Below are 22,822 nucleotides of genomic sequence, written 5' to 3'. Positions count from 1 at the left end.
CAGACAACGCTTCGGGGCGTCGGCGTCAGCCACGGTGTGGCGATCGGCGAGGTACGGCACATGGGGACCGCGGTACTGGAGCCGCCCGCCAAGCAGATCCGGCCCGAGGACGCTCCGCGTGAGCAGGGACGGGCCCGGCAGGCGGTGGAGGCGGTCGCGGCCGACCTCACCGCGCGGGGTCATCTGGCCGGCGGCGAGGCCCAGGCCGTCCTCGGCGCGCAGGCGCTGATGGCCCAGGACCCCGAACTGATGGCCGATGTCGAGCGGCGGATCGCGGTGGGCAGTACGGCCGAGCGCGCGGTGTACGACGCGTTCGCCTCCTTCCGCGCGTTGCTGGCCCAGGCGGGCGAGTATCTGGCAGGACGCGTCGCGGACCTGGACGACGTACGGAACCGGATCGTGGCGCGGCTGCTGGGCGTGCCGATGCCAGGGGTGCCGGACAGCGACGAGCCGTATGTCCTGGTGGCCCGAGATCTGGCCCCGGCCGACACCGCGCTGCTCGATCCGGCGCTGGTGCTGGGCTTTGTCACCGAGGAGGGCGGGCCGACCAGTCACAGCGCGATCCTGGCGCGGGCGCTGGGGGTGCCGGCCGTGGTGGCGCTCGCGGGAGCGGTCGAGCTGGCCGAGGGCACGGTCGTGGCGGTGGACGGCAGCACGGGCGAGGTGTTCGTCGAGCCGGGCGAGGAGAAGCGGGCGGCGCTGACCGAGGCGGCGGCCGCGCGGAAGGCGGCGCTGTCCGCTTCCTCCGGGCCGGGGGCGACCTCGGACGGCCACAAGGTGCCGCTGCTGGCGAACGTCGGCGGTCCGGCGGACGTGCCCGCGGCGCTGGAGGCGGGCGCCGAGGGCGTGGGGCTGTTCCGTACCGAGTTCCTGTTCCTCGACGACTCCTCGCGTGCGCCGTCGGAGGAGAAGCAGATCGCGACGTACCGGCAGGTGCTCGAGGCGTTCCCCGAGGGGCGGGTCGTCGTACGGGTGCTGGACGCGGGCGCGGACAAGCCGCTGGACTTCCTGACGCCCTCGGGCGACGAGCCGAACCCGGCGCTGGGCGTGCGCGGGCTGCGGTCGCTGCTCGACCACCCCGAGGTGCTGGGGACACAGCTGCGCGCGCTGGCGGCGGCCTCGGCGGGGCTGCCGGTGTTCCTTGAGGTGATGGCGCCGATGGTCGCGGACCGGCAGGACGCGAAGGCGTTCGCGGACGCGTGCCGGGAGGCCGGGCTGGTGGCGAAGTTCGGCGCCATGGTGGAGATCCCGGCGGCGGCGCTGCGGGCGCGGTCGATCCTCCAGGAGGTCGAGTTCCTTTCGCTGGGCACGAACGACCTCGCCCAGTACACCTTCGCGGCCGACCGGCAGGTGGGGGCGGTGTCGCGGTTCCAGGACCCGTGGCAGCCCGCGCTGCTCGACCTGGTGGCGATGTCCACCGAGGCGGCGAGGGCCGAGGGCAAGAGCTGCGGTGTGTGCGGCGAGGCGGCGGCCGATCCGCTGCTCGCGTGTGTGCTGACCGGTCTGGGGATCACCAGCCTTTCGATGGGTGCGGCGTCGATTCCCTATGTGCGGGCGACGTTGGCGAAGTACACGCTGGCGCAGTGCGAGCGCGCGGCGGCCGCCGCGCGGGCGACCGACAGCGCGGAGGAGGCGCGGCGGGCCGCACAGGCGGTCCTCTCCGGCGAGTAGCGCGCGGCGCGCCCGGACACGCTGGCGCGCGGACGTTGGCTCCCGGGGCCTCGACCCCCGGAGACCCACGTCCGGGCCCACGTCCGGGCCCACGTCCGGGCCCACGTCCGGGTCCGGGGGCACCTGGACACAACCGCGCGGCGCCCGCCGACCGCTCGCAGCCATCCGCTCACATGGCCGGTCCCTCCTCCGGCAGGGTGGGCGGCAGCGGCAGGCCGGCCCGGTAGGTGACGCCGGGTTCCGGCGGTACGGGCTCCCCCGTCGCAGGATCGGTGCAGTAGGCGTCGAACACCCGCGCCTCGCTGAGCGGGTACGGTTCGCCCGCGCGCAGCTCCCAGCCCCGTACGGTCTCGGCGCCGGCCGCGTCCGTGGTGCGGACGACGAGGCCGCCCACCCGATCGGTGGCCTCGCTCGCGGCCATGACCGTGCACAGGACGAGGGCGTCGGCCTCGGTGAAACGGACCTCGCCTTCCGGGTCCGCGTCGACGCGGACGGCGGCGAGCAGGGGCGGCTCCTCGTCGGTCGGGAGGCTGCACACGACATGGTGGTGGCCGGGGCCGACGGCTTCGATCAGCCGCAGCAGGGTGTGCGAGGCACGGTCGAACGCGCAGGTCGCGAGGTCCTGGCCGCAGTCGGGGCAGGGGCCGGCGGCCGTGAGCCGGTCCGTGGCCCGTTCCCAGGTGGCCCTGCGGTCGGCCTCGCGGGCCAGCTCGGTGCGCAGGGCGGTGAGCGGCTGCCGGGTGTAGCGGACGGCGGGTCCTGTGGTGGTGACCTCGGCGACGTAGCGGACCCGGGTGGCCGGGGAGTCCGGTGGCTGCCGGGTGCTCCGGCAGTAGGCGCGGTAGGCGTCGGGGTCGAAGAGGGTCACCGCGAGGTGGGTGCCCTGCGCGTCCAGGCTGCGCAGCAGTCCGTCGAGGTGGTGGAGATAGCTCCCGTAGTCCTCGAAGGGGAAGCTCGGATAACCCGTCATGGCGGTGAAGTCCCGCTCGTCCAGGAGTACGGCGACGACGACGGGGGCTTCTCTGCGCAGGGCGCGCCGGTGGCGGGTGCGGCCCGGTGGTCCGGTACGGCGCTTGTCCCGGCTGCCGCGCGGGCCCGCGCCCCCTCGGCGCTGCTCCCGCCCGGCGCCGCGCCCGCGGTCTGTCTCCCGGCGACCGGCGCATTCATCCGTCGCGGTTCCGGTCCCGGTCCTGGTCTCGATCCCGCCCTCGTTCTCGCTGTCGCTCTCGTTGTGCGGCGTGCCGCCCCGTCGGTTCATGGCTTCCCCCTCGGTTCGGGACCGCGCGCGGCCCCCTTCTGGACCGACGGTGATTCCGTGGTCCCTATTGCTCACTCACCGTAACGGGAGCCACTGACAATGGGTCTTCCGCGGCCGCCGCGGCCATCCGGTCGAGGCGGCGGAGCACCAGGCGCCGCTGGAGGAGGGCGGCCGCGGCGAGTGCGGCGCCGAGGGCGAGCCAGCCGACCGGGCCGGCCGCGATGACGACGGAGGTCATGAGCAGCGGGCCGAGGCAGCTCGCCGTGGACTGGGCCAGGCCGTGCACACCGACGTAGCTGCCCTGGGCGTGGGCGGGGGCGAGCGCGACGGACAGCTCCCACGAGACGGCGGACTGGATCATCTCGACGACGGTGAGGGCGACGGCCGCGGCCAGTACGGCGGCGGTGGCGGCCCAGCGGGCGTGCAGGACGGCGAGCGCGGCGGCCGCGCCGGAGATCAGGAACCACACCGACACCCGCCGCATCGAGTGGGCCGCGACGAGCGGGGTGCGGCCGTACCGGGAAAGCCGTACCTGGAAGGCGACGACGATGACGGTGTTGAGGACGAAGACCGCCGCCGCGAGGCCGTGGGGGGCGGTGGTGCGGGTGAGGATCCACAGGGGCAGGCCGACGCTGAGCGCGCAGCCGTAGAGGAACATCGCCGAGTCGAGGGCGGCATAGACGAGGTAGCCGCGGTCGCGCCAGGGTCCGGTGACGGCGGGACGCCCGCCCGCGCCGGGGGAAGCCCCGGGCTTCGCGGCGCCGCCGCCTCGCGGGGCCGGTCGGCTCACCACCGTCCGGCCGGCCGACGGCGGTTCCGCGCACCGCGAGACGAGGAAGGCGACCAGGACGAAGGACAGCCCGTCACCGAGCAGGAGGGCCCGGTAGGCGCCGGCGCTGCCGAGGGCGAGCGCGGCGGAGGCGGCGAGGCCGCCGAGGGTGTAGCCGAGGTTGACGACCGTGCGCTGTACGGCCTGGTAGCGGGCGCGGTCGGGTCCGGCCACGCGGGCGGCGTAGAGCTTGGTGAGGACGGAGGAGGAGCGGTCGCCGAAGCTGCCGAGGGCGACGAGCGGCAGCAGGGCCCAGAAGCCGTGCGCGACGAGCAGCAGCAGGGCGGCGGTGGCGCGGACGATCTGGGTGCCGAGCAGGACCCGGGTGATCGGCAGCCGGTCCACCAGGCGTCCGGCGATCGGCGGGCCCGCGACGCCGACGGCGCCGCCGAGGCCGAGCAGCAGGCCGGTTCTGCCGGTGCTGAGCCCGGCGACGAGGACGAAGTACAGGGCGGTGACGGAGAACCACAGCCCTGATCCGGTCTTGTCGACGAGGTTGATCCAGAGCATTCGCCGGCCGTCGCGGCCCCCTGGTATCCGCCCGGTCATGCGTGAGATCGCCGGTATCCGCCGCACAGCATCACGTCCCTGTCCCCGGCCGCTCTTGTGGAGCGCCTTGCGCGTTCATTTGTATTGATACATAGTTGTGTATGTGGCAACACAATATGCGATCAGTGGCACGACGGCCAGGGAGATTGCCGTCTCGGCCGAACACGCCGTCACCGAGGGGCGGTTGCGGCCGGGTGAGGCGCTGCCCCCGGTGCGGGCGCTCGCGCAGGAGCTGGCCGTGAGCCCGGGGACGGTGGCGACGGCGTACAAGGAGCTGCGGCGGCGCGGGATCGTGGTGACCCGGGGGCGGGGCGGCACGGTGGTCGCGCCCGAGCCCTCGGTGACGTCGCGGCGGCCGCCGCCGGTGCCGGAGGGGCTGCGCGATCTGTCGGGCGGTCACCCCGATCCGGCGTTCCTGCCCGATCTCGTGCCGCCGGGGCGGCTGTCCCCCGGTGCCCGTTCGCACCGGGCCTCGCCGCGGCTGCCGGAGCTGGAGGAGTCGGCCCGGGCGTGGTTCCGGCGGGACGGGGTGCCTGACGGCCGTGTGACCTTCGCGCACGGCGCGCTGGACTGCATCGCCCGGCTGCTGTCGGTGGAGCTGCGGCCCGGTGACGCGGTGGCCGTGGAGGACCCCGGCTTTCACCATCTGCTGGACCTCGTACGGGCGTTGGGGCTGCGGACGGTCGCCGTGCCGGTGGACGACGAGGGGCCGCGCCCGGAGGGACTGCGGGCCGCGCTGCGGGCCGGGGCCCGGGCGGTGGTGCTGTGCCCCCGGGCGCAGAACCCGTTCGGCTCAAGGATCTCGGCGGCCCGCAGGGACGAACTGCTCGCGGTGCTCGCCGCCGCGCCCGAGGTGCTGGTGATCGAGGACGACCACAGCGCGGACACCTCGGGCGGCCCGCTGCACTCGCTGACCACGGCCGGCGCCGAGGGGCCCGCGCGCTGGGCGCAGGTCCGTACGGTCTCCAAGCACCTGGGCACCGATCTGCGGTGGACGGCGATGGCCTGCGACGCGAGGACGCTGGCCCGGCACGACGGGCGGATGCTGCTGACCTCGGGCTGGGTCAGCCATGTGCTCCAGGAGACGGTGGCCCGGCTGATGACCGATCCGGCGACGAACACGCTGGTGGCCGCGGCGGCGACGGCCTACGGGGAGCGCAGGCGCGCGCTGGTCGGGGCGCTGGCCGGGTACGGGATCGGGGCGCGGGGGGTGAGCGGGTTCAATGTGTGGGTGCCGGTGCGGGACGAGTCCGCGGTCGTCAACGGGCTGCGCTCGCACGGCTGGTGGGTGGCCGGCGGCGCCCGCTTCCGGATCGAGTCGGCGCCGGGGGTGCGGATCACCGTGGCGGACCTGGAAGTCGACGAATCGGCCCGGCTCGCCGGGGACTTCGCGGCGGTGCTGGCGGAGACGCAGAGCACGTACGGAGGCTGAAGGGACGTCAGAGGCGGGTGGCGGCGCCCTTGACCGGGGGCCGCGGGTCCAGTATTCAGTTCCCGGGCGGCATTGGTACAGACCACATGGGAGTCCCGGCATGCGAAGATCCCTCACCCTCGTCCTCGCGCTCTTCGGCACGCTCGTCCTGTTCTTCATCCCTCCCGCCACGGCGGCCGGCGGCGTCGGCGCGGCCTTCGCCAAGACCTCGGACTGGGGCAGCGGCTACCAGGCCCAGTACACGATCACCAACGGCGGCAATTCCTCGATCAGTTCGTGGAAGGTCGCGTTCGACCTGCCGTCCGGCAGCAGTGTCGGCAGCTACTGGGACGCGCTGCTCACGCAGAGCGGCAACCACTACACCTTCACCAACCGCGACTACAACGGCACGCTCGCCCCGGGCGCGTCCGTGATCTTCGGCTGGGTCGGCACCGGTTCGGGCACGCCGGCCAACTGCACGCTCAACGGCGGCTCCTGCGACGCGGGTTCCGCCACCGGCGGCACCACGACGGGCGGTACGACCGGCGGCGGGAACGGCGGTACGACGAGCGGCACCACCGGCGGCACCACCGGCGGGGGCGGCACCCCTCCCCCGGCCGGACCGATCCACACCGCCCCCTATGTGGACCTGGGCGCCTGGCCCACGCCCAGCCTCACCGCGATGGCCTCGGCGAGCGGTCTGAAGAGCTTCACGCTGGCCTTCGTCACCGCGTCCAACTGCAAGGCGATGTGGTTCAACGCCTATGACCCGCGCCAGGCGTGGGCCAAGGACCAGATCGACGCCGTCCGGGCGGGCGGCGGCGACGTCAAGGTCTCCTTCGGCGGCGCCAGCGGCATCGAACTCGCCCAGGCGTGCACCTCGGTGACCGCGCTCTACAACGAGTACGCGGCGGTCGTGGACGCCTACGGCCTGAACTATGTCGACTTCGACATCGAGGGGTCGGCGGTCGCCGAGCCCGCCTCCATCGCGCTGCGCTCGCAGGCCCTGGCCAAGCTCCAGCAGACCCACCCGAACCTGCGGATCTCGCTGACCCTGCCGGTTCTCCCCGAGGGCCTGACCTCCGACGGCCTCAACGTGGTGACCTCCGCGAAGAACGCGGGCGTCAACCTCGACGTGGTCAACCTGATGGCCATGGACTACTACCGCGGCGTCGACTACGGCGACGCGGCGATCCAGGCCGCGACCGGCACCGAGGCCCAGCTCAAGACGCTCTACCCGGCCAAGTCCGACGCCCAGTTGTGGGCGATGATCGGGGTGACGCCGATGCTGGGCCAGAACGACGACGGGCACGTCTACGACCAGGCCGACGCCCGCCGGCTCGTCTCCTTCGCGCAGAGCAAGCACCTGGGCCTGCTCTCCTACTGGGAGGAGACCCGGGACGCGGCGGCCTGCACGGGCGCGCTCTACAAGTGCACCAACATCGCGCAGGCGCCGTACGAGTTCTCGAAGATCTTCGCGGCGTACAACGGGTGATCTCCGCCCGGTGATCCTGCGCTTCTACGGGCGGACTCCCCCGCCGGCGCGCTCGGCGGCGAGCCGCTCGTAGAAGCGCAGGACCCCGAGGTCGTCCACCGAACCGGGGTTGACCGCCTGGTCGAGCGGCGCGCCCTGGAGCAGCCGCTTGACCGGTACCTCGATGCGCTTGCCGGTGAGGGTGTGCGGCACGCCGGGGACGGCGATGATCTCGTCGGGGACGTGGCGCGGCGAGAGCTGGGCGCGGATCGCGGTGCGGATACGGTCCCGGAGGGCGTCGTCCAGCCCGGCGCCGTCGGCGAGTTGGATGAACAGCGGCATCCAGTAGCCGCCGTCGGCCTGTTCGATGCCGATGACGAGGGACTCACGGATCTCCGGGAGGCGTTCGACCACTTCGTAGATGTCGGCCGAACCCATCCGTACGCCTTGGCGGTTGAGGGTGGAGTCGGAGCGGCCGTGGATGATCACGGTGCCGCGGGAGGTGAGGGTGATCCAGTCGCCGTGCCGCCACACGCCCGGGAACATCTCGAAGTAGCTCTCGCGGTAGCGGGCGTCGCCGGGGTCGTTCCAGAAGCGGATCGGCATCGAGGGCATGGGGTTGGTGACGACGAGTTCGCCGACCTCGTCGACCACCGGCCGCCCGTGCACGTCCCACGCCTGGAGGTCGGTGCCCAGGCACGGTGCCTGGAGCTCGCCGATCCACACCGGCAGGGTCGGCACGCCGCCCGCGAAGCAACTGCACACGTCGGTGCCGCCGCTGACGGAGGCGATCCACAGGTCTTCCTTGACCTCGTCGTGCAGCCAGCGGAAGCCGCCGGGCGGCAGCGGGGAGCCGGTGGTGGCCACGCAGCTCACCGCGGACAGGTCGAAGTCGCGCCCCGGGTGGACGCCGGCCTTGCGGCAGGCGATGACATAGGCGGCCGAGGTTCCGAAGACCGTGGCGCCGGTGAGTTCCGCGACCTTCCACTGGGCGGCGATGTCGGGGTGTCCTGGGCTGCCGTCGTACAGCACCACGGTGGCGCCGACCAGCAGCCCGGAGACCAGGAAGTTCCACATCATCCAGCCGGTGGAGGTGTACCAGAAGAAGCGGTCACCGGGGCCGAGGTCGAGGTGGAGGCCGGTCTGCTTGAGGTGTTCGAGCAGGATGCCGCCCTGGGACTGCACGATGGCCTTGGGCAGACCGGTGGTGCCGGAGGAGTAGAGCACCCACAGCGGGTGGTCGAACGCCACCTGCTCGTACGCGGGTTCGACGTCGTCGCCGACCAGCGCGTCCCACTCCAGGGCGCCTTCGGGCGCCTCGGTACCGAGCAGCGGAATGTGGACGGTCGCGCGCAACGACGGCAGCCCGGCCCGCAGTTCGGCCACGACCTCGGTACGGTCGTGGCTCTTGCCGCCGTAGCGGTAGCCGTCGACGGTGAACAGGACGACGGGCTCGACCTGCTGGAAACGGTCCAGGACGCTGCGGGCGCCGAAGTCGGGGGCGGAGGAGGTCCACACCCCGCCGACGGCCGCGGTGGCGAGCAGGGCGACGACGGCCTGCGGGACGTTCGGCAGATAGCCGCTGACCCGGTCGCCGGGCGTGACGCCCAACTGCCGCAGGTGGGCGGCGAGCGAGGCGACCTGACGGCTCAGCCCGGCCCAGGTGACCGTGCCCAACTCCTGGCTCTCGTCCAGGTGCAGCAGCGCGGGCCCGTCGGCGCGCTCGGGGTCAAGGGCGGGCCGCAGCGCGTGCTCGGCGTAGTTCACGGTCGCGCCGGGGAACCAGCGGGCGCCCGGCATCTCGGCGTCGGCGAGCACGGTGTCGTACGGGGACGCGAAGCGTACGTCGAACCACTCGGTGACCGCCTGCCAGAGCTCGCCGGACTCACGGACCGACCAGGCGTGCAGGGCGGCGTAGCTCGCCCCCGGGTCGCCGGGCACGGCGGCCGGCGCGCCGCGGTGCTCGGCCGCCCATGCCTGGAAACGGGTCAGCCGGGCACCGGCGATCCGCTCGGGTCCCGGGCTCCACAGGGGTTCCGGGGTACGGGCGGGCTCGGACGTGGTGCTCATGGGGCGGCTCCCGGACGGTACGCGTCGTTGCGTTGCTGCTGGGTGCCCTGGGCAGGGATCTCCTGTCAGGGGCTGGGCAGGACGATGCCATGTGATCGTCTTGGGCGCCAGGGCGGGTCCCCCGGGGCGCGCCGGGGCGGGTGTTCTCCCCGCTCGGCGCCCCTCCAGGTGAACACCGGCTGAACAGGCGGCGGGGCTCCGGGAACCGGTGGAAGGGTGTGGGCATGGACGGTGAGGACCAGGTGCGGGCGGGGGCCGACGGCGGACGGCGGGGGCCGCGTGCGGCGTTGCGGCGGCAGCGCGCGAACGCCGAGGGGCTGTTGCGGTCGGTGCGGATGGCGGGCTCCGCGCGCGGGCGGCTCGCGGTGCGCTCCGCGCTGCGGCGGCGGCGCGTCGACGCGCGGGACCTGCCCGGGCGCGGCCGGGAGCGGGCCCGGGTGCCGGGGGCGGCGCTGGGCGCGGAGCCGGCGCCGGGCGGCGGCACGGTCCGGTTCGCGCGGGCGGTGCTGCGGGTGCGGGTCACCGTGGGCGGCGCGGTCTTCTGCGGCTGGGACGGTGCCGAGCCCGAGCCGTCGTACGCGCTGGCCGGGGGTTGTCCCGAGGCCGATCCCCGGGCCGTGCTCGAACCGGACACGGACGGCTGGCGGGTGGTGTCCGAGCGGGTCACCGTCGTGGTGCTGCGCGACGGCGGGGTGCAGTTCCGTACGCCCGGCGGTCTGCTGCTGCGGGCGGAGGGGCCGCCGTGCTGGTGGGACGCGGAGGGGTCTGCGGGCTCTCCGGGGTCCGGGGGCTCGGCCGGAGTCGGGGATTCGGCCGGGGTCGGCGGCTCGGTCGGGGTCGGCGGCTCGGCTCCGGCCGGCTGTTCGGCGCGCTGGGAGCAGCGCTCGCGGACCCCGGCGGACGCGCGGGTCTTCGGGCTCGGCGGCCGGGCGGCCGGGCCGCGGCTGCCCGCCGGGAGCTACCGGCTGTGGAACACCGACCCGGGCGGCTCCTTCGCCCCCGGCGACGACCCGCTCTACCTCACCATGCCGGTGCAGCTGGTGGTCGCGGACGCGGGCTGCCATCTGGTCTTCCACGACAACACCTGGGACGGCCGGGTCGTGCTGCGCGACGGCGGCGAGGGCGCGGGCTCCGGCCACGACCGGCCGGGCACGTGCCAGGTGCGGATGGACGGCGGGCCGCTGCGCTACTGGGTGATCACCGGCACGCCGTCGCGGCTGCTGACGGGCTGGACGGCGCTGACCGGCCGGCCCGCGCTGCCGCCGCGCTGGGCGCTGGGGTACCAGCACTCGCGGTGGGGCTTCGGCAGTCAGCAGGAGGTACGGCGGGTCGCGGCCGCCTACCGCGAGCACGAGCTGCCGCTGTCGGTGATCCATCTGGACATCGACCACTTCGACGGCCATCGCGTCTTCACCGTCGACCGCCGCCGCTTCCCCGATCTGCCGGGTCTGGCAAGGGAGTTGGGCGAACACGGGGTACGGCTGGTGTCGATCGTCGACCCGGCGGTGAAGGCGGAGCGGGGCCTGGCGGCGTACGACGGGGGTACGGCGGCCGGGGCCTTCGTACGCGACGCGCGCGGGCGGGAGGTGCGCGGGGTGGTGTGGCCGGGCGAGGCGGTCTTCCCCGACTTCACCGACCCGGCGGCCCGCGCCTGGTGGGGCGGGCTCTACGGGGAGCGGCTGGCGCAGGGGTTCGCCGGGGTGTGGCACGACATGAACGAGCCGGTGTCCTTCGCGCCCTTCGGCGACCCGACGCTGCCGCTGTCGGCCCGGCACGCGCTGGAGGGCCGAGGCGGCGACCACCGCGAGGCCCACAACGTCTACGGGCTCGCGATGGCCCGGGCCGGTTACGAGGGGCTGCGTCAACTGCGGCCGGAGCAGCGGCCGTTCCTCTTCTCCCGGTCGGGCTGGGCGGGCATGCAGCGGTACGGCGGCACATGGTCGGGCGACGTGGCCACCGGCTGGGAGGGGCTGCGGGCGTCGCTGGCGCTGGTGCTCGGTCTCGGGCTGTGCGGGGTGCCGTACTCGGGGCCCGACGTCGGCGGGTTCACCGGGACGCCGTCGCCGGAGCTGTATCTGCGGTGGTTCCAACTGGGCGCGTATCTCCCGTTCTTCCGTACGCACTCGGCGATCGACGCGGGGCTGCGCGAGCCGTGGGAGTTCGGGCCCGAGGTGCTGCGGCACGCGCGGGCGGCGCTGGCCGAGCGGGAGCGGCTGCTGCCGTATCTGGAGACGCTGGCCCATCTCGCGCACCGCACGGGCGCGCCCTACGTACGGCCGCTGTGGTGGAAGTCACCCGGCGACCGCGAACTGCGCGACTGCGGGGACGCGTTCCTGCTCGGGGACGCGCTGCTGGTGGCGCCCGTGCTCGCGCCCGGTGAGGTACGGCGTACGGTGCGGCTGCCGCGCGGGCGCTGGTACGACACGGCGACCGGTACGGCGTACCGGGGCCGTACGCAGGTGACGCTGGACGCGCCGCTGGGCCGGATCCCGGTGCTGGCGAGGGCGGGGGCGGTGCTGCCGGTCGTCGGTGCGGACGGGGACGTGGAGCTGGAGGCGTGGGCGCCGCGCGCCGGGCACACGGGCAGTGGGGTCGTCCTGACCGGTGATCCGGAGGGGTGGGGGGCGGTGCGCAAGGAGAAGTTCGCGTCGCGCTGGGCGCGGGGGGAGGTCGTGGTGGAGCGGGAGGACGGGGGTGAGCCCGGCTACCGGGTGCGGGTGCGGGGGGACTGGAGCTCGGCCCGGTCGTAGGCGCCGTCGAACCAGCGGCGGACCGCGAGGGTGTGCAGGGGGAAGCCCACGTCCTGGGGCTCGTGCAGGACTTGGTGGCCGTCGGTCTCGTCCGTCGGTGCGGACGGCGGCAGGTCGCCTGCGTCGCGCGGCGGGAGCAGGCCGAACAGCAGGAGATAGCCGCCGGGTTCGTCGGTGAGGGCGTCGGCGAGGGTCACGTCCGTGGCGGCCGCGTCGATGCGGGTCTCCTCGCGGAGTTCGCGGACGACGGCCTGCTGCCAGCTCTCGCCGAAGTCGATGAAGCCGCCGGGCAGGGCGAGTTGGCCGCGTTGCGGCTCGATGGCGCGGCGGATGAGGACGAGGCCGGGTCTCGTGCGTGGTGTGCTCCGCACGGGCAGGAGGCATACGGCGACCGGTAGCGGGTTGCGGTATCTGACGGCCCCGCAGCGGCCGCACGTCCGGGGCCATCCGGCCCCCTCGGAATAGGCCGCGCCGCACGCCGAACAGAAATCCGTAGCCACGTCCCGCAGCGTACCCCGCGGGGGCCCCGCGGGGGCACGTACGGGGTTACGGCCCGCCCCGGCCCCACGTCCCGCCGCCGCGGGCGGCGGCACCAGCGCAACGCTCCGCGAGGGTGTGCGGCCGGCTCGGCACGCGTCCCCCCGCGGCGGCGGGAAGAGCGGCAGCCCCCGCACGGGCGCAACGCTCCGCGAGGGTGTGCGGCCAGCTCGGCACCGCCGGAACGCACCGACCCGCGTCCCGCCGCGGCGGCGGAAAAGAGGGTGAGGGTCACCCCACCGGTTGTGGGCCATCGTTCCGCACGGCGGAACGGGGGAGGCACAACCACGCGCACCCCCACGCGGGAGCGGCTTGGCACCGCCGGAACCCGGCGGCGGAGAGGGTAGGCAGGCACGCGCTACCGCAACCGGCAGGGGGACGGCGCCCCCGCACGCCCGTTCCCCCCGGTTGTGGGCCATCGTTCCGCAGGGCGGAACGGGGGGCACAACCACGCGCACCCCCACACAGGGGCAGCTTGGCACCGCCGGAACCCGGCCATTCGCGTCCCGCCGCGGCGGCGGGAAGAGCGGCAGCCCCCGCACGGGCGCAACGCTCCGCGAGAGGCACCGCAGGCACGGCACCGCCGGACCACACCGACCCGCGTCCCGCCGCGGCGGCGGAAAAGAGGGTGAGGGTCACCCCACCGGTTGTGGGCCATCGTTCCGCACGGCGGAACGGGGGGGCACAACCACGCGCACCCCCACGCGGGAGCGGCTTGGCAGCGTCGCAACGCGGCAACTCGCGTCGCGGCGGGGAGGGGCGCGCCCATTCGGTGGTGGGTCGACGTCGCGGCCCGGAGGGCGGGCTCAGGGGTGGGGGGACGTCGTGTGGAGGGTGAGGGGGGCGTTCAGGAGGGAGGGGATCGCGTCGAGCCAGGCGCGCGGATCGGGGCCCGGCGTCTCCCAGATCGCCGGCCGCGCCCGCAGCAGCGAAGCCGTCAGCTCCGGCCGCAGCTCGCGGCCCCCCGCCACGGGGATCCGTTCGACCAGCCGCCCGTCCACCCCGTACGCCCGGCAGATCCGCAGCGGCCCGCGCCCGACCGCGTCGACGTGGGTGAGGGCGAGCGCGTCCACTCCCCCGCACGCCTCGACCGCATAGGCGTGCGCGACCGCGTCGAAGTGGCCGACGCGGAAGGCCCCCTGCCACCGCCCGTGCCCGTTGTGCCGCTCGGGCAGCACCGCCGCAAGCCCCGCGTCCTCGGTGACGAGCGGCCCCGGCCCGTGCCGGGTCGTGTACGTGCGGACCACCCCGACCCGCCGCGCGGACCCCGCCGCCCCCGCCTCGGCCAGCAGCGTCTCCGCGTTGGCGAAGGTGGTCGTGGACCACGTCGTGTACGGGTGGAAGCCGTGCCACTCGTCCAGCAGCACCCCCTGTGCGCCCTCGAAGACCAGCGGCCCCTGCCGGGCCAGCCGCCGCAGCGCCGTCTCGTCGGTGAGCCGGACCGCCCGGCCGAAGGCCGCGAACGCGTCGGCGCAGTCCTCGGGCGGCGGCGCCCCGAGCGGGCCGAGTTCGTCGGTGAGCCGGTCCCGCAGCAGCCGCAGCCGGCGCAGCAGCCGGGTCCTGGACGCGCAGTCCCCCGCGGTGGGCGCGTCCCCGGGGTGCGCGAGGTCGTACGCCGTGGTCTCCCCGACCCCCATCCCGCACGAGCCGTGCCGCCCGGCGCCGCGCGCCCGCTCGCGCAGCCGGTTCGCGGCCGCGTGGTACGGCGTGGTGAGCCGGGCCCCGCGGTCCACGGTGAGCAGCGCGTACGGGTCGGGGACGCCGAGTGCCCGCAGATGGTCGGCCTCCGCGGCGAGCGCGAGCGGGTCCACGGCCATGAACCGCGACAGATGCGTCCGCACCCCGCGCAGCGTGCCCGAGCCGAACTGGGCGAAGGTGTGGTGCCGCCCGTCGGCCGTGACGACGTTGTGCGCGGCCTGGGCGCCGCCGTTGAAGCGGACCACCGCGCGGACCGGGCCCTGCCCGCAGAGCCGGTCCACGACGGCGCCCTTGCCCGCGTCACCGAAGCCGAGGTCGACCACGACGGTGTGCACGTAAGGCCCTTACAGCCGGGTGGTGGTCGCGGGGCCCGCGCCGCCGTCGGTGAGGCTCGCGTCGGAGACGACGACCGGCGAGCGGCCGTTCCCGCGGTCCCGGTCCAGCGGGGCCAGCGCCCGCCCGACGCTCCCGCCGGCGGACGAGCCGACGTCCGCCAGGTCGGCCAGCCCCGCCGCCAGGTCGATCGCCTCCTCGCCGAGCCCGACGGTCAGCGCGATCGTCTCGCAGACGGCGTCCAGGTCGTCCAGCTCGATGACGTTCTGCCGGAGCAACTTCCGCCACAGCCCCAGGATTTCGGTGTTGCCCACGTAGGAGGCGCCGGCCGGGAGGATGTAGAAGACATGGAAGGTGCGCTGGAGTTCGGCGAGGATCTCGGTGACCGGGATGTCCGCCTCGATCTCCTCTCCGAGGACGTCCCGCACCTCGCGGGCCTTCACCTTGCCGTACGGCATCTCGTCGCCGATGAGGAAGAGGTAGCCGCGCCGGCCGCGCTTCTCGTGGCAGTCCAGGGCGGTGTGCCGGGCCATGGCGTAGAGGGCGAGTTCGTAGGACTCGGTCATCTGGCCGCCGCCCCCGCCCTCCAGCAGGATGCTGCCGAGCTGCTCGTCCATCCGGTTGTCGGACTCGAACTGGCCGAGCTGGAGCGGGACCCGGTCGCAGGTGGCGTCGCCGACCGCGCCGAAGAGGATCTGCGGGTCCTGGGTGTAGCCCTTGCGCAGCAGGAGCCCGAACAGCTCGGGGAGCTTGGTCTGCAGTACGCGCGGGACGTTGCCCATGGAGCCGGTGACGTCGAAGAGGACGGAGATCGCCAGCGAGGCGGGGTGCTCGGCGGAGTCCCGGCTCTCCCGTACGGTCAGGCCCTTCGGGTCGAGCGACGGGTGGGCCTTCCAACCGCGCCGGGAGGTCGAGGACTTGACGTTGTCGCTGTAGGCGAAGGCGTCGGTGCCGGCGGCCGCTCGGTAGCGCTCGGCGGCGTCGTAGACATTGGTGGACCAGCTTCCGCTGCCCATGGTGTTCCCCCAAGTGGTGTGGTGGCGTACGGGTCTTCGGAGGGCCTTCAGCGGGTCGGCATCGTGAACGGGCGGAACGTGCGTGGCCCGTAGAGCCGTTCGAGGATGTCGTCGAGTTCGGCCAGGAGCTTCCAGGCGTCCTGCGGGCGGGCGTTCTGGGACGGCAGCAGACAGCCGCGCAGGAACGCCCGCAGTGGAACCGGTGTCCGATCGCCCATCAGATTCCGCATGACGTGCGAGGCGAGGTGGATGTCGGTGGCGGGTGTGGCCGGCAGTCGGGCGGGGATCTCGGCCGGGTAGAGGTCGCGGTGCCGGTCGACCATCAGCGGCACATGGGTGCCGACGGCGGTCGCGTAGCACCAGTCGACCAGCACCAGACCGTGCAACCCGGGGTGAATCAGGACGTGTTCGGGGAAGACGGCGCCGTGCACCAGACGGGCGCGGTGGGCCCAGCCGAGCGCGGTGAGCAGGCGGCGCCACATCCAGGCGGCGTCGCGTGGATCGAGCCCACCGGGGTGGGCGGCGGCGACCTCGGCCAGTGTGTGGAAGCCGGTGAGCGGCGCGAAGGCGTTGACATGCCGCTCGGTGCCGTCGGCCGACCGGTGCCGGAAGCTCTCGATCACGGTGGGCGCGTAGGCCCGGTGGCGCGGTTCGGCAACGGCGTCGAGCCGGGCGAGCACGGCGGCCTCGTGCTCCATCAGGTCGTTGTCGCGGGGCCGCAGCGGGATCTTGAGCAGGGCCTCGCGGCGCTCGCCGCCGTCGAGGTCGTAGCGCGCGGTGCGCAGCACGGCCAGGTCGCCGACGGCCAGGGCCGGGCCGAGGACATAGCGGCGGTTCGCGGTGGTGACGATGTCCTCGCCGCTGTCGCGGTACGCCCGCCACTCGTCGCCCAACCGGGCGAAGGCGGCGGTGGCCTGCTCGGTACGGCCGGGCGGCGCGGTGTCGGGGTGCAGCAGCCGGGCCAGCCGCCGGTGGCGCCGGGCGGCCGCTCCGGGGTCGGCGGGGAAGTCCGCGCCGAGTGCGGCCAGAGCGTCGTCGAAGGTGCGTATCGGCTCGTGGTCGGCAGTCATCGTACGGTCGCCTCCCGGTCCGGGCGGAGCAGCGCGGGGTGCAGCAGCCGGGCGTCGCCCGCCCGGTAGAGGCGGGCCCGGGGTCCGCCGCGGCTGCCGGGGCGGGCGTCGGTCTCGCCGGTGGACTCCACGAAGCCGGGTACGGAGAGCACTTTGCGGTGGAAGTTGCCCGCGTGCAGGGGCGCGCCCCACACCGTCTCGTACACCGAGCGCAGTTCGCTGATGGTGAAGATCTCGCCGAGGAAGGCGGTGGCCAGCGGGGTGTACTCGATCTTTGCGCGGGCGCGGTCGAGGGCGTCGGCGAGGATGCGGTCGTGGTCGAAGGCGAAGCCCGCCATCGCAGCGGGCGTGCTGCCCGCTTCGGCGCCGGGCGCGTCGCCCGGGCCCTCGGTTCCGGGCCCGATGTCCGCGCCGGGACCGGATCGGCGGCCGGTACCACCCCCGTGGGTTCCGGGCCGCCGACCCTGATCAAAGGGACGCCGGGGCGCGGCGTCCGGTTGCCCTGCCGGGGAGATGGTCCCCACCGGGAGCCAGGCCGCGCCGGCCGCGTCACCGCCCGCCCGCGCGTCGGGCAGGCCGGGCGCGAAGGCGAGATAGGCGATCGAGACGACATGCATCCGCGGATCGCGGTCGGGGCGGCCGTAGGAGCCGAGCTGTTCGAGGTGGACCCGGTCGAGCGCGGCCGCGTCCAGGCCGGTCTCCTCGGCGAGTTCACGGGCCGCGGCCTCGTCCAGCGACTCGCGCCCGGCCTGGACGAAGCCGCCGGGCAGCGCCCACTCCCCCGCGTACGGCGGGCCGCCGCGCCGCACGGCCAGGACGTGCAGCCGGCCCGCGCGCAGGGTCAGTACGACCACGTCGACGGTGACGGCGATCGGGTCGAAGGCCCGCGGGTCGTACGCGGCCAGGAAGTCCCGCTCCGCGTACGGCCCCTGCGCTGCGCTCACCGTGAACTCCCGTTCAGTTCTTCTCGCTTTGAGTCTTTCTTAAGATGAGAAGAACATAACACGGCACGCTGACAGCGTCCATGGCCCGCGCTACGGTGAGGTGATGACGAAACAGCAGACCTTCTCCTCCTTCGAGGAGTTCTGGCCCTACTACGTGGCGATGCACTCCAGAGCCGCGACCCGCTGGGTGCACCTGGCGGGCACCCTGACCGGCCTCGCGGTCACCGGCTGGGGCCTGGCCCGCGGGCGCAAGAGGTACGCCGCCGCGCTGCCGCTGATCGGCTACGGGACCGCGTGGCCCGCGCACTTCCTCATCGAGAAGAACAACCCGGCGACCTTCGGCCACCCGGCCTGGTCGCTGCGCGGCGACGTCAGGATGATCACCACCATGCTGGCGGGCCGGGACGCCGAGCTGGCCGAGACGGCGGCCAAGTGGCTTACCGAGCACGGCGATCGGGCCGCCGAGGACGTATGAGCCGACCGCGGGCGTAGAGCGGGACACGCCCGCCGTACGTCAGGTGGTCACGGGCTCCCGGCGCTCGGCCGCCACCTGCGCCGCGTGCTCGACCACGGTGATCAGCACGTTCTTCGCCGACTCGCGCTCCCGCGCGTCGCAGAGCACCACCGGGACCCCGGCATCGATGTCAAGCGCCTCGCGGACGTTGTCCGGGTCGTGGAGTTCGGCGCCGTCGAAGCAGTTGACGGCGACCGTGAAGGGGATGCCGCGCCGCTCGAAGTAGTCGACGGCGGCGAAGCAGTCCTCCAGCCGGCGGGTGTCGGCGAGCACCACGGCGCCGAGCGCGCCCTGCGCCAACTCGTCCCACAGGAACCAGAACCGGTCCTGGCCCGGGGTGCCGAACAGATACAGCACCAGGTTGTCGTGCAGTGTGATCCGCCCGAAGTCCATCGCGACGGTCGTGGTCCGCTTGGACTCCACGCCCTCTATGTCGTCGACCGGGCGGCCCAGTTCGCTGAGCGACTCCTCGGTGCGCAGCGGCCGGATCTCGCTGACGGCGCCCACCAGCGTGGTCTTGCCTGCGCCGAAGCCGCCGGCCACCAGCAGCTTGAGCGCCACCGGCTCGGCGGCGACGGGCTGAGTACGGCGATCGGAGCGGGCGAAGGCCATGGTCTCTTCTCTACTTCCCTGCGGGCACAGTGGACTTGATGCTTCCGTTCTCTCGGGAGAGCCTAGCCTGCCTCCCGACTACAGCGCGCGCAGCCCGTTGATCACCTCGCGCAGGATACTCTCGTCCACCAACTCGGCCGGTGGGACCGGCTGATGGATGTGCACATGCGCGGCTTCCAGCAGGTCACCGACCAGCACCCGGACCACGCCGACCGGAAGGTCGAGGTCGGCCGCCAACTCGGCGACCGACGTCGCCTGTTCACGACAGCGCTCGACGATGTCGAGATGCTCGGGCGACAACGTCTGATCGTCGCGGGCCGCCCGGTCGCCGTCCCGCGTCTCGGTCACCACCAAGGCGATGAGGTCGATCTTCGCCTCGGCCGCGTGACTGGTACGTCCCCGCGTCATGGCATACGGCCGTACCACCGGGCCTGCCGCGTCGTCGTACCAGCGGTCCGATTCAGAACTCATGTCGCCCTGCCACCCCGTTCGATCAGCTCATGCGGTCAGCCGCTGAGCGCCGTACCGCCGTCACTTCGCGGTGCGCTGCCCAGATGAGCTCCTACCCGCTTGACCAGAAGAGCCATCTCGTACGCGACCTGGCCGACGTCGGAATCCGCGTCGGTCAGCACGGCCAGGCAACTGCCGTCGCCCGCCGCCGTCACGAACAGGAAGGCGTCGTCCAGCTCGACCATGGTCTGTCGGACGCTTCCGGCGTTGAAATGCCGGCCGACGCCCTTGGCGAGGCTGTGGAAGCCGGAGGCCACGGCGGCGAGATGTTCGGAGTCCTCGCGGGTGAGTCCGTCCGAAGCGCCGATGGCCAGGCCGTCCCCGGAGAGGACCAGGGCCTTGCGGATACTGGCCACACGGGCGACCAGATCGTCAAGGAGCCAGCTCAGCTCGCGTGTCGGGCTCGATGGTGCGGTCATCGACCGGTCCCCTCAGGTGTCGTTCGCGGTACTGATGTCGATGGGTCGTCTGTGGTGTTGTCCGGGCTCGCGCCCTCCCGGCCGCGCTGCCAGCCGCGCTGGAGCGCGGCCATCCGGTCGCGCACCTCGTCCGCGGAGCGTTCCCGGTTCGCGGCGGGCGGCTTGGGAGCGCTGTCCTGCGCGGCCTCGGCGCGCAGCTGCGGTGCGAGGCTGGCCTGCCTGACCCGGCGCGGAAGGACGCTGCCGGTGCCCGAGGTCGTCGCCCCGGCGGGCGGCTGGGCGCGCCGCTGCGGCGGGCCGGACGGGACCGCCTGGACCGGCGGCACGGAGTGCACGACGGGCTGGGCGGGCGGCAGCGGCTGGGGCTGCGGCCGTACGGCGGCCGGTTCCGGTGCGGAGGGCTCCTCCGCGCCGGAGTTCTGCGGGCGCTCGCCCACCGGCCGGCCCCGGTCGGAGACCAGGACGGGCGCGCTGCGGCGCCGGCGCGGCAGCGGCACGGGGCCGTCCAGCTCCGGATCGTCGTCGGACAGCGCGCCGGGCTCGTCGGGGTGCGCCGCGTGCTCCTTGTGGCGTTCACCGCCGGCGTCCAGGCCCCACTGGCGGAAGGTGTGCTCGGTGTCCCCGGCCGTCTGGAGCGCGCGCGGCTGGGGGGACTCGCCGAGCCGGGTGGACCCGGTGTCGTCGCCGGTCTCGGAGAGCAGGGTCGCCGGGATCAGGACGACCGCGGTGGTGCCGCCGTACGGGGACTGCCGCAGCGAGACCCGGACGCCGTGCCGCTGGGCCAGCCGGCTGACCACGAACAGGCCGAGCCGGTCGGTGTCGGACAGCTCGAACTCGGGGGTCTCGGCCAGCCGGAGGTTCGCTTCGAGCAGCGCGTCCGGGGTCAGGCCGAGGCCGCGGTCGTCGATCTCCAGCACGAAGCCGTTGGCAACCGGTTCGCCGTGCAGCCGCACTTGGGTGTGCGGGGGCGAGAACACGGCCGCGTTCTCGATGAGTTCGGCGAGCAGGTGGGTGAGGTCGGCGACGGCGGCGCCGGTCACGGCCAGCCTGGGCAGCCGCCGTACCTCGATCCGCTCGTAGTCCTCGACCTCGGCGACCGCCGCGCGGACCACGTCCATCAGCTGGACGGGCTTGCGCCACTGCCGGGAGGGGGCGGCGCCGGAGAGGATGACCAGACCCTCGGCGTGCCGCCGCATACGGGTGGTCATGTGGTCGAGGCGGAAGAGGTCGGCGAGCTCTTCGGCGTTCTCGGTCCTGCGCTCCATCGCGTCCAGCAGGGTCAGCTGGCGGTGCAGCAGGACCTGGCTGCGGCGGGCGAGGTTGACGAAGACGTCGGAGACGCCCTTGCGCATGTCGGCCTGGCGGACCGCGGCCTCGACCGCGGTGCGCTGGAGGGTGTTGAGCGCCTTGCCGACCTGGCCGACCTCGTCGTCCGCGTACTGCAGGCGCGGCACCTCGGTCTCGATGTCGACCTGTTCGCCCGAGGCGAGGCGCCGCATCACGCGCGGCAGCCGGGTGCCGGAGACCTCCTGGGCCTCGCGGCGCAGTCCGGTCAGGTCGCGGATCAGACCGCGGCCGATGCGTACCGACACCACCAGTGAGGCGATCACCGCGATCAGACCGAAGCCGCCGGCCACGGCCGCCTCGACGATCCTCGCGGTCGCCAGGGGGCGGGCCTGCTTGGTGAACTGCGCCTGGGCCGTGGCGTTCAGCCTGCCCAGGTCGTCGAAGGCCGTGCCTGCGACGCTGGGCCAGGACAGGTGGGCCGCGATGATCGGCGCGCTGTCGAGGCCGGCCGCGATGATCGCGTCCTGGACCGAACGCAGCGCCTTGCCGTTGGTGCCCCGCCAGTACGCCTCGAAGGGCGAGCGGATGTCGGCGTCGAGGGTGCCGAGGTCGTCCTTGTAGTAGTTGCGCTCCTGGCCGACCGCGAAGGTGAAGTCCGTCAGCTCGCCCTCGCTGAGGTGGCCGGTGCTGATCGCGGCGGACATCACGGCGTCCTGCCGGCTGACCGCCTCGCGCGCCCGGCCGATGTCGACGACCGCCCGGCGCTGGCTGTCCAGTCGCACACTGCTCAGCGGGTCGAGGTCGTCGAAGAGCTTGAAGGCCGGGTCGGTCAGCGAGTTGTACGCGTCGTAGGTGTCGCCGCGGGTGATCCGCTGGTTGTCGATCCGCTGGCGGAGCGAGGTCAGTCCCTCGGCGGTGCCGAGGAAGGCGTCGAGCCGTTCCCGGGCCAGTCCGTCGAGTTCGCTGCGGATACCGGAGGTGTTGATCCGGGTGCGGAGTTTCGCCAACGCCGCGTCGGTGGTGCGTTGCTGCTTGTCGAAGGCGATCCGGGCCTGTGAGTCACGGCTGTTGGCCACGTAGAGCAGGGCGACCTTGCGCTCCTGCTCCAGGCCGCTGACCGCGTCCTCACCGGGATAGACCACATTGGCGGCTATTCGCTGAATGTTCGGCCGGCCGAGCACAGCACGGCCGGTGATGGTGGCGGCGAAGCCCCAGATGGCGGTCAGGGACACCAGTGGGATCAGCAGCAGCGCCACGATCTTCCGGCGGATCGTCGTACCGCGAAAGCGCATGGCCTCCCCAACGTCTCCCCCACTTCGGGGGCGTCTGTCGCGTTTAAACGGCGTGAGCCTACTACTGTGCCGGGGCTAACTCGAAAGTCAGTCCGGTGGGTTGGGCGGGTCTGGCCGGAAACGTACCTCCTGAATGCACCCGGATTTTTCGGGGCAGGCACCTTTCATGAAGTTCCAGGGGCAATCCATGTGGGAGGAAGAGCCCGTCGGCACCGCGCGGCTGCCCGACCCGGTGCGGGCGGCGGCGGTACGGGCGGTGCTGATCGTGGCCGTGGTTCTGGTCGAGGCGGTGATCGCGACGCTGCTGGCGGCCGGGCACTCGTGGCTGAGCGCGCCCGCGACGCTGCTGACCGTGCTCACCAGCGTCGTCGCCACCTGGGCGGTGCTGGATGTGTGGGTGACCCGGCAGGTGTGGAACCAGCGCAACGGGGTGCTGTCCAGCCCGAGCAGCGTGGCGCGGGCCGCGCGCCGGGAGCGGCGCAGGGCGCGGCGGGGGGCGCGGCCCGCCCTGCGCGACGGGGGACGGGACGGGCGCGGCCACCGCATACCCCGGGCGCACGGGGTCTGACACCCGTGCG

Annotated in this window: 18 protein-coding genes (1 of these 18 cut by a window edge); 6 read left to right on the top strand and 12 right to left on the bottom strand. The window is 73.8% G+C overall.

What is annotated here, in order from left to right; genetic code table 11:
• Positions 1–1,671, top strand: partial view of a phosphoenolpyruvate--protein phosphotransferase gene (gene ptsP / locus OHA30_RS31780; RefSeq protein ID WP_328917316.1) — the 3' portion only. The gene continues 3 nt to the left of window position 1, outside the view; only the last 1,671 of its 1,674 coding nucleotides appear in the window; the start codon falls outside the window, past its left edge; the stop codon is at positions 1,669–1,671.
• 169 nt (positions 1,672–1,840) lie between these two features.
• On the opposite strand, the gene OHA30_RS31775 is transcribed toward ptsP, so the two are convergent.
• Positions 1,841–2,929 carry a hypothetical protein gene (locus OHA30_RS31775; RefSeq protein ID WP_328917315.1) on the bottom strand — a complete coding sequence of 363 codons (1,089 nt, stop codon included), beginning with the start codon at positions 2,927–2,929 and terminating at the stop codon, positions 1,841–1,843.
• A gap of 64 nt (positions 2,930–2,993) precedes the next feature.
• Positions 2,994–4,268 carry an MFS transporter gene (locus tag OHA30_RS31770; RefSeq protein ID WP_328917314.1) on the bottom strand — a complete coding sequence of 425 codons (1,275 nt, stop codon included), beginning with the start codon at positions 4,266–4,268 and terminating at the stop codon, positions 2,994–2,996.
• Between the two features lie 142 nt (positions 4,269–4,410).
• Here OHA30_RS31770 and OHA30_RS31765 point away from each other — a divergent pair, with 142 nt between their 5' ends.
• Positions 4,411–5,739, top strand: coding sequence for an aminotransferase class I/II-fold pyridoxal phosphate-dependent enzyme (locus OHA30_RS31765; RefSeq protein ID WP_328917313.1), 1,329 nt, complete (start codon positions 4,411–4,413; stop codon positions 5,737–5,739).
• A gap of 100 nt (positions 5,740–5,839) precedes the next feature.
• The gene (locus tag OHA30_RS31760; RefSeq protein ID WP_328917312.1) at positions 5,840–7,213 is read left to right on the top strand and encodes a glycoside hydrolase family 18 protein; all 1,374 of its coding nucleotides are present in this window, start codon (positions 5,840–5,842) and stop codon (positions 7,211–7,213) included.
• A 24-nt stretch (positions 7,214–7,237) separates the two neighbouring features.
• Here the strand turns inward: OHA30_RS31760 and OHA30_RS31755 are convergent, their stop codons facing one another.
• Positions 7,238–9,262 carry an acetoacetate--CoA ligase gene (locus tag OHA30_RS31755; RefSeq protein WP_328917311.1) on the bottom strand — a complete coding sequence of 675 codons (2,025 nt, stop codon included), beginning with the start codon at positions 9,260–9,262 and terminating at the stop codon, positions 7,238–7,240.
• Positions 9,263–9,597: 335 nt separating this feature from the next.
• On the opposite strand from OHA30_RS31755, the gene OHA30_RS31750 reads away from it, so the two are divergent.
• Positions 9,598–12,012 carry a glycoside hydrolase family 31 protein gene (locus OHA30_RS31750; RefSeq protein ID WP_328918079.1) on the top strand — a complete coding sequence of 805 codons (2,415 nt, stop codon included), beginning with the start codon at positions 9,598–9,600 and terminating at the stop codon, positions 12,010–12,012.
• On the opposite strand, the gene OHA30_RS31745 is transcribed toward OHA30_RS31750, so the two are convergent.
• From OHA30_RS31745 to OHA30_RS31725, 5 genes are all read right to left on the bottom strand, one after another.
• The gene (locus OHA30_RS31745) at positions 11,967–12,521 is read right to left on the bottom strand and encodes an NUDIX domain-containing protein (RefSeq protein ID WP_405786022.1); all 555 of its coding nucleotides are present in this window, start codon (positions 12,519–12,521) and stop codon (positions 11,967–11,969) included. The two genes, OHA30_RS31750 and OHA30_RS31745, sit on opposite strands and share 46 nt — an antisense overlap.
• 834 nt (positions 12,522–13,355) lie before the next feature.
• Positions 13,356–14,582 (bottom strand): adenylosuccinate synthetase, encoded by a 1,227-nt coding sequence (locus OHA30_RS31740; protein ID WP_328917309.1) that lies wholly within the window; start codon positions 14,580–14,582, stop codon positions 13,356–13,358.
• Between the two features lie 9 nt (positions 14,583–14,591).
• Positions 14,592–15,596, bottom strand: a complete 1,005-nt coding sequence (locus tag OHA30_RS31735) for a hypothetical protein (protein WP_328917308.1) — start codon at positions 15,594–15,596, stop codon at positions 14,592–14,594.
• A gap of 47 nt (positions 15,597–15,643) precedes the next feature.
• The gene (locus OHA30_RS31730; RefSeq protein ID WP_328917307.1) at positions 15,644–16,666 is read right to left on the bottom strand and encodes a molecular chaperone DnaJ; all 1,023 of its coding nucleotides are present in this window, start codon (positions 16,664–16,666) and stop codon (positions 15,644–15,646) included.
• Complete coding sequence (locus tag OHA30_RS31725) at positions 16,663–17,610, bottom strand: NUDIX hydrolase (RefSeq protein ID WP_405784941.1); 948 nt, start codon at positions 17,608–17,610, stop codon at positions 16,663–16,665. The genes OHA30_RS31730 and OHA30_RS31725 overlap by 4 nt, the downstream gene beginning before the upstream one ends.
• Positions 17,611–17,713: 103 nt before the next feature.
• Here OHA30_RS31725 and OHA30_RS31720 point away from each other — a divergent pair, with 103 nt between their 5' ends.
• Positions 17,714–18,085 carry a DUF962 domain-containing protein gene (locus OHA30_RS31720; RefSeq protein WP_328917306.1) on the top strand — a complete coding sequence of 124 codons (372 nt, stop codon included), beginning with the start codon at positions 17,714–17,716 and terminating at the stop codon, positions 18,083–18,085.
• A 39-nt stretch (positions 18,086–18,124) separates the two neighbouring features.
• Here the strand turns inward: OHA30_RS31720 and OHA30_RS31715 are convergent, their stop codons facing one another.
• The 4 genes from OHA30_RS31715 to OHA30_RS31700 form a co-directional block, all read right to left on the bottom strand.
• Positions 18,125–18,736, bottom strand: a complete 612-nt coding sequence (locus tag OHA30_RS31715) for a GTP-binding protein (RefSeq protein ID WP_328917305.1) — start codon at positions 18,734–18,736, stop codon at positions 18,125–18,127.
• Positions 18,737–18,814: 78 nt separating this feature from the next.
• On the bottom strand, positions 18,815–19,207 hold the full coding sequence (locus tag OHA30_RS31710) for a DUF742 domain-containing protein (RefSeq protein ID WP_328917304.1): 393 nt from the start codon (positions 19,205–19,207) through the stop codon (positions 18,815–18,817).
• Positions 19,208–19,242: 35 nt separating this feature from the next.
• Positions 19,243–19,665 carry a roadblock/LC7 domain-containing protein gene (locus tag OHA30_RS31705; RefSeq protein WP_328917303.1) on the bottom strand — a complete coding sequence of 141 codons (423 nt, stop codon included), beginning with the start codon at positions 19,663–19,665 and terminating at the stop codon, positions 19,243–19,245.
• Entirely contained in the window at positions 19,662–22,244 is a 2,583-nt protein-coding gene (locus OHA30_RS31700) for a sensor histidine kinase (RefSeq protein ID WP_328917302.1), read from the bottom strand. Before OHA30_RS31700 ends, OHA30_RS31705 begins: the two co-directional genes overlap by 4 nt.
• Positions 22,245–22,431: 187 nt before the next feature.
• On the opposite strand from OHA30_RS31700, the gene OHA30_RS31695 reads away from it, so the two are divergent.
• Positions 22,432–22,812, top strand: coding sequence for a hypothetical protein (locus OHA30_RS31695; protein ID WP_328917301.1), 381 nt, complete (start codon positions 22,432–22,434; stop codon positions 22,810–22,812).
• The last annotated feature ends 10 nt before the right edge of the window (positions 22,813–22,822 follow it).

The organism is Streptomyces sp. NBC_00223, from assembly GCF_036199905.1.
GTDB lineage: Bacteria > Actinomycetota > Actinomycetes > Streptomycetales > Streptomycetaceae > Actinacidiphila.
Note: the sequence above shows the minus strand (reverse complement) of the source record. Positions and strands in the feature narration are given on the sequence as shown.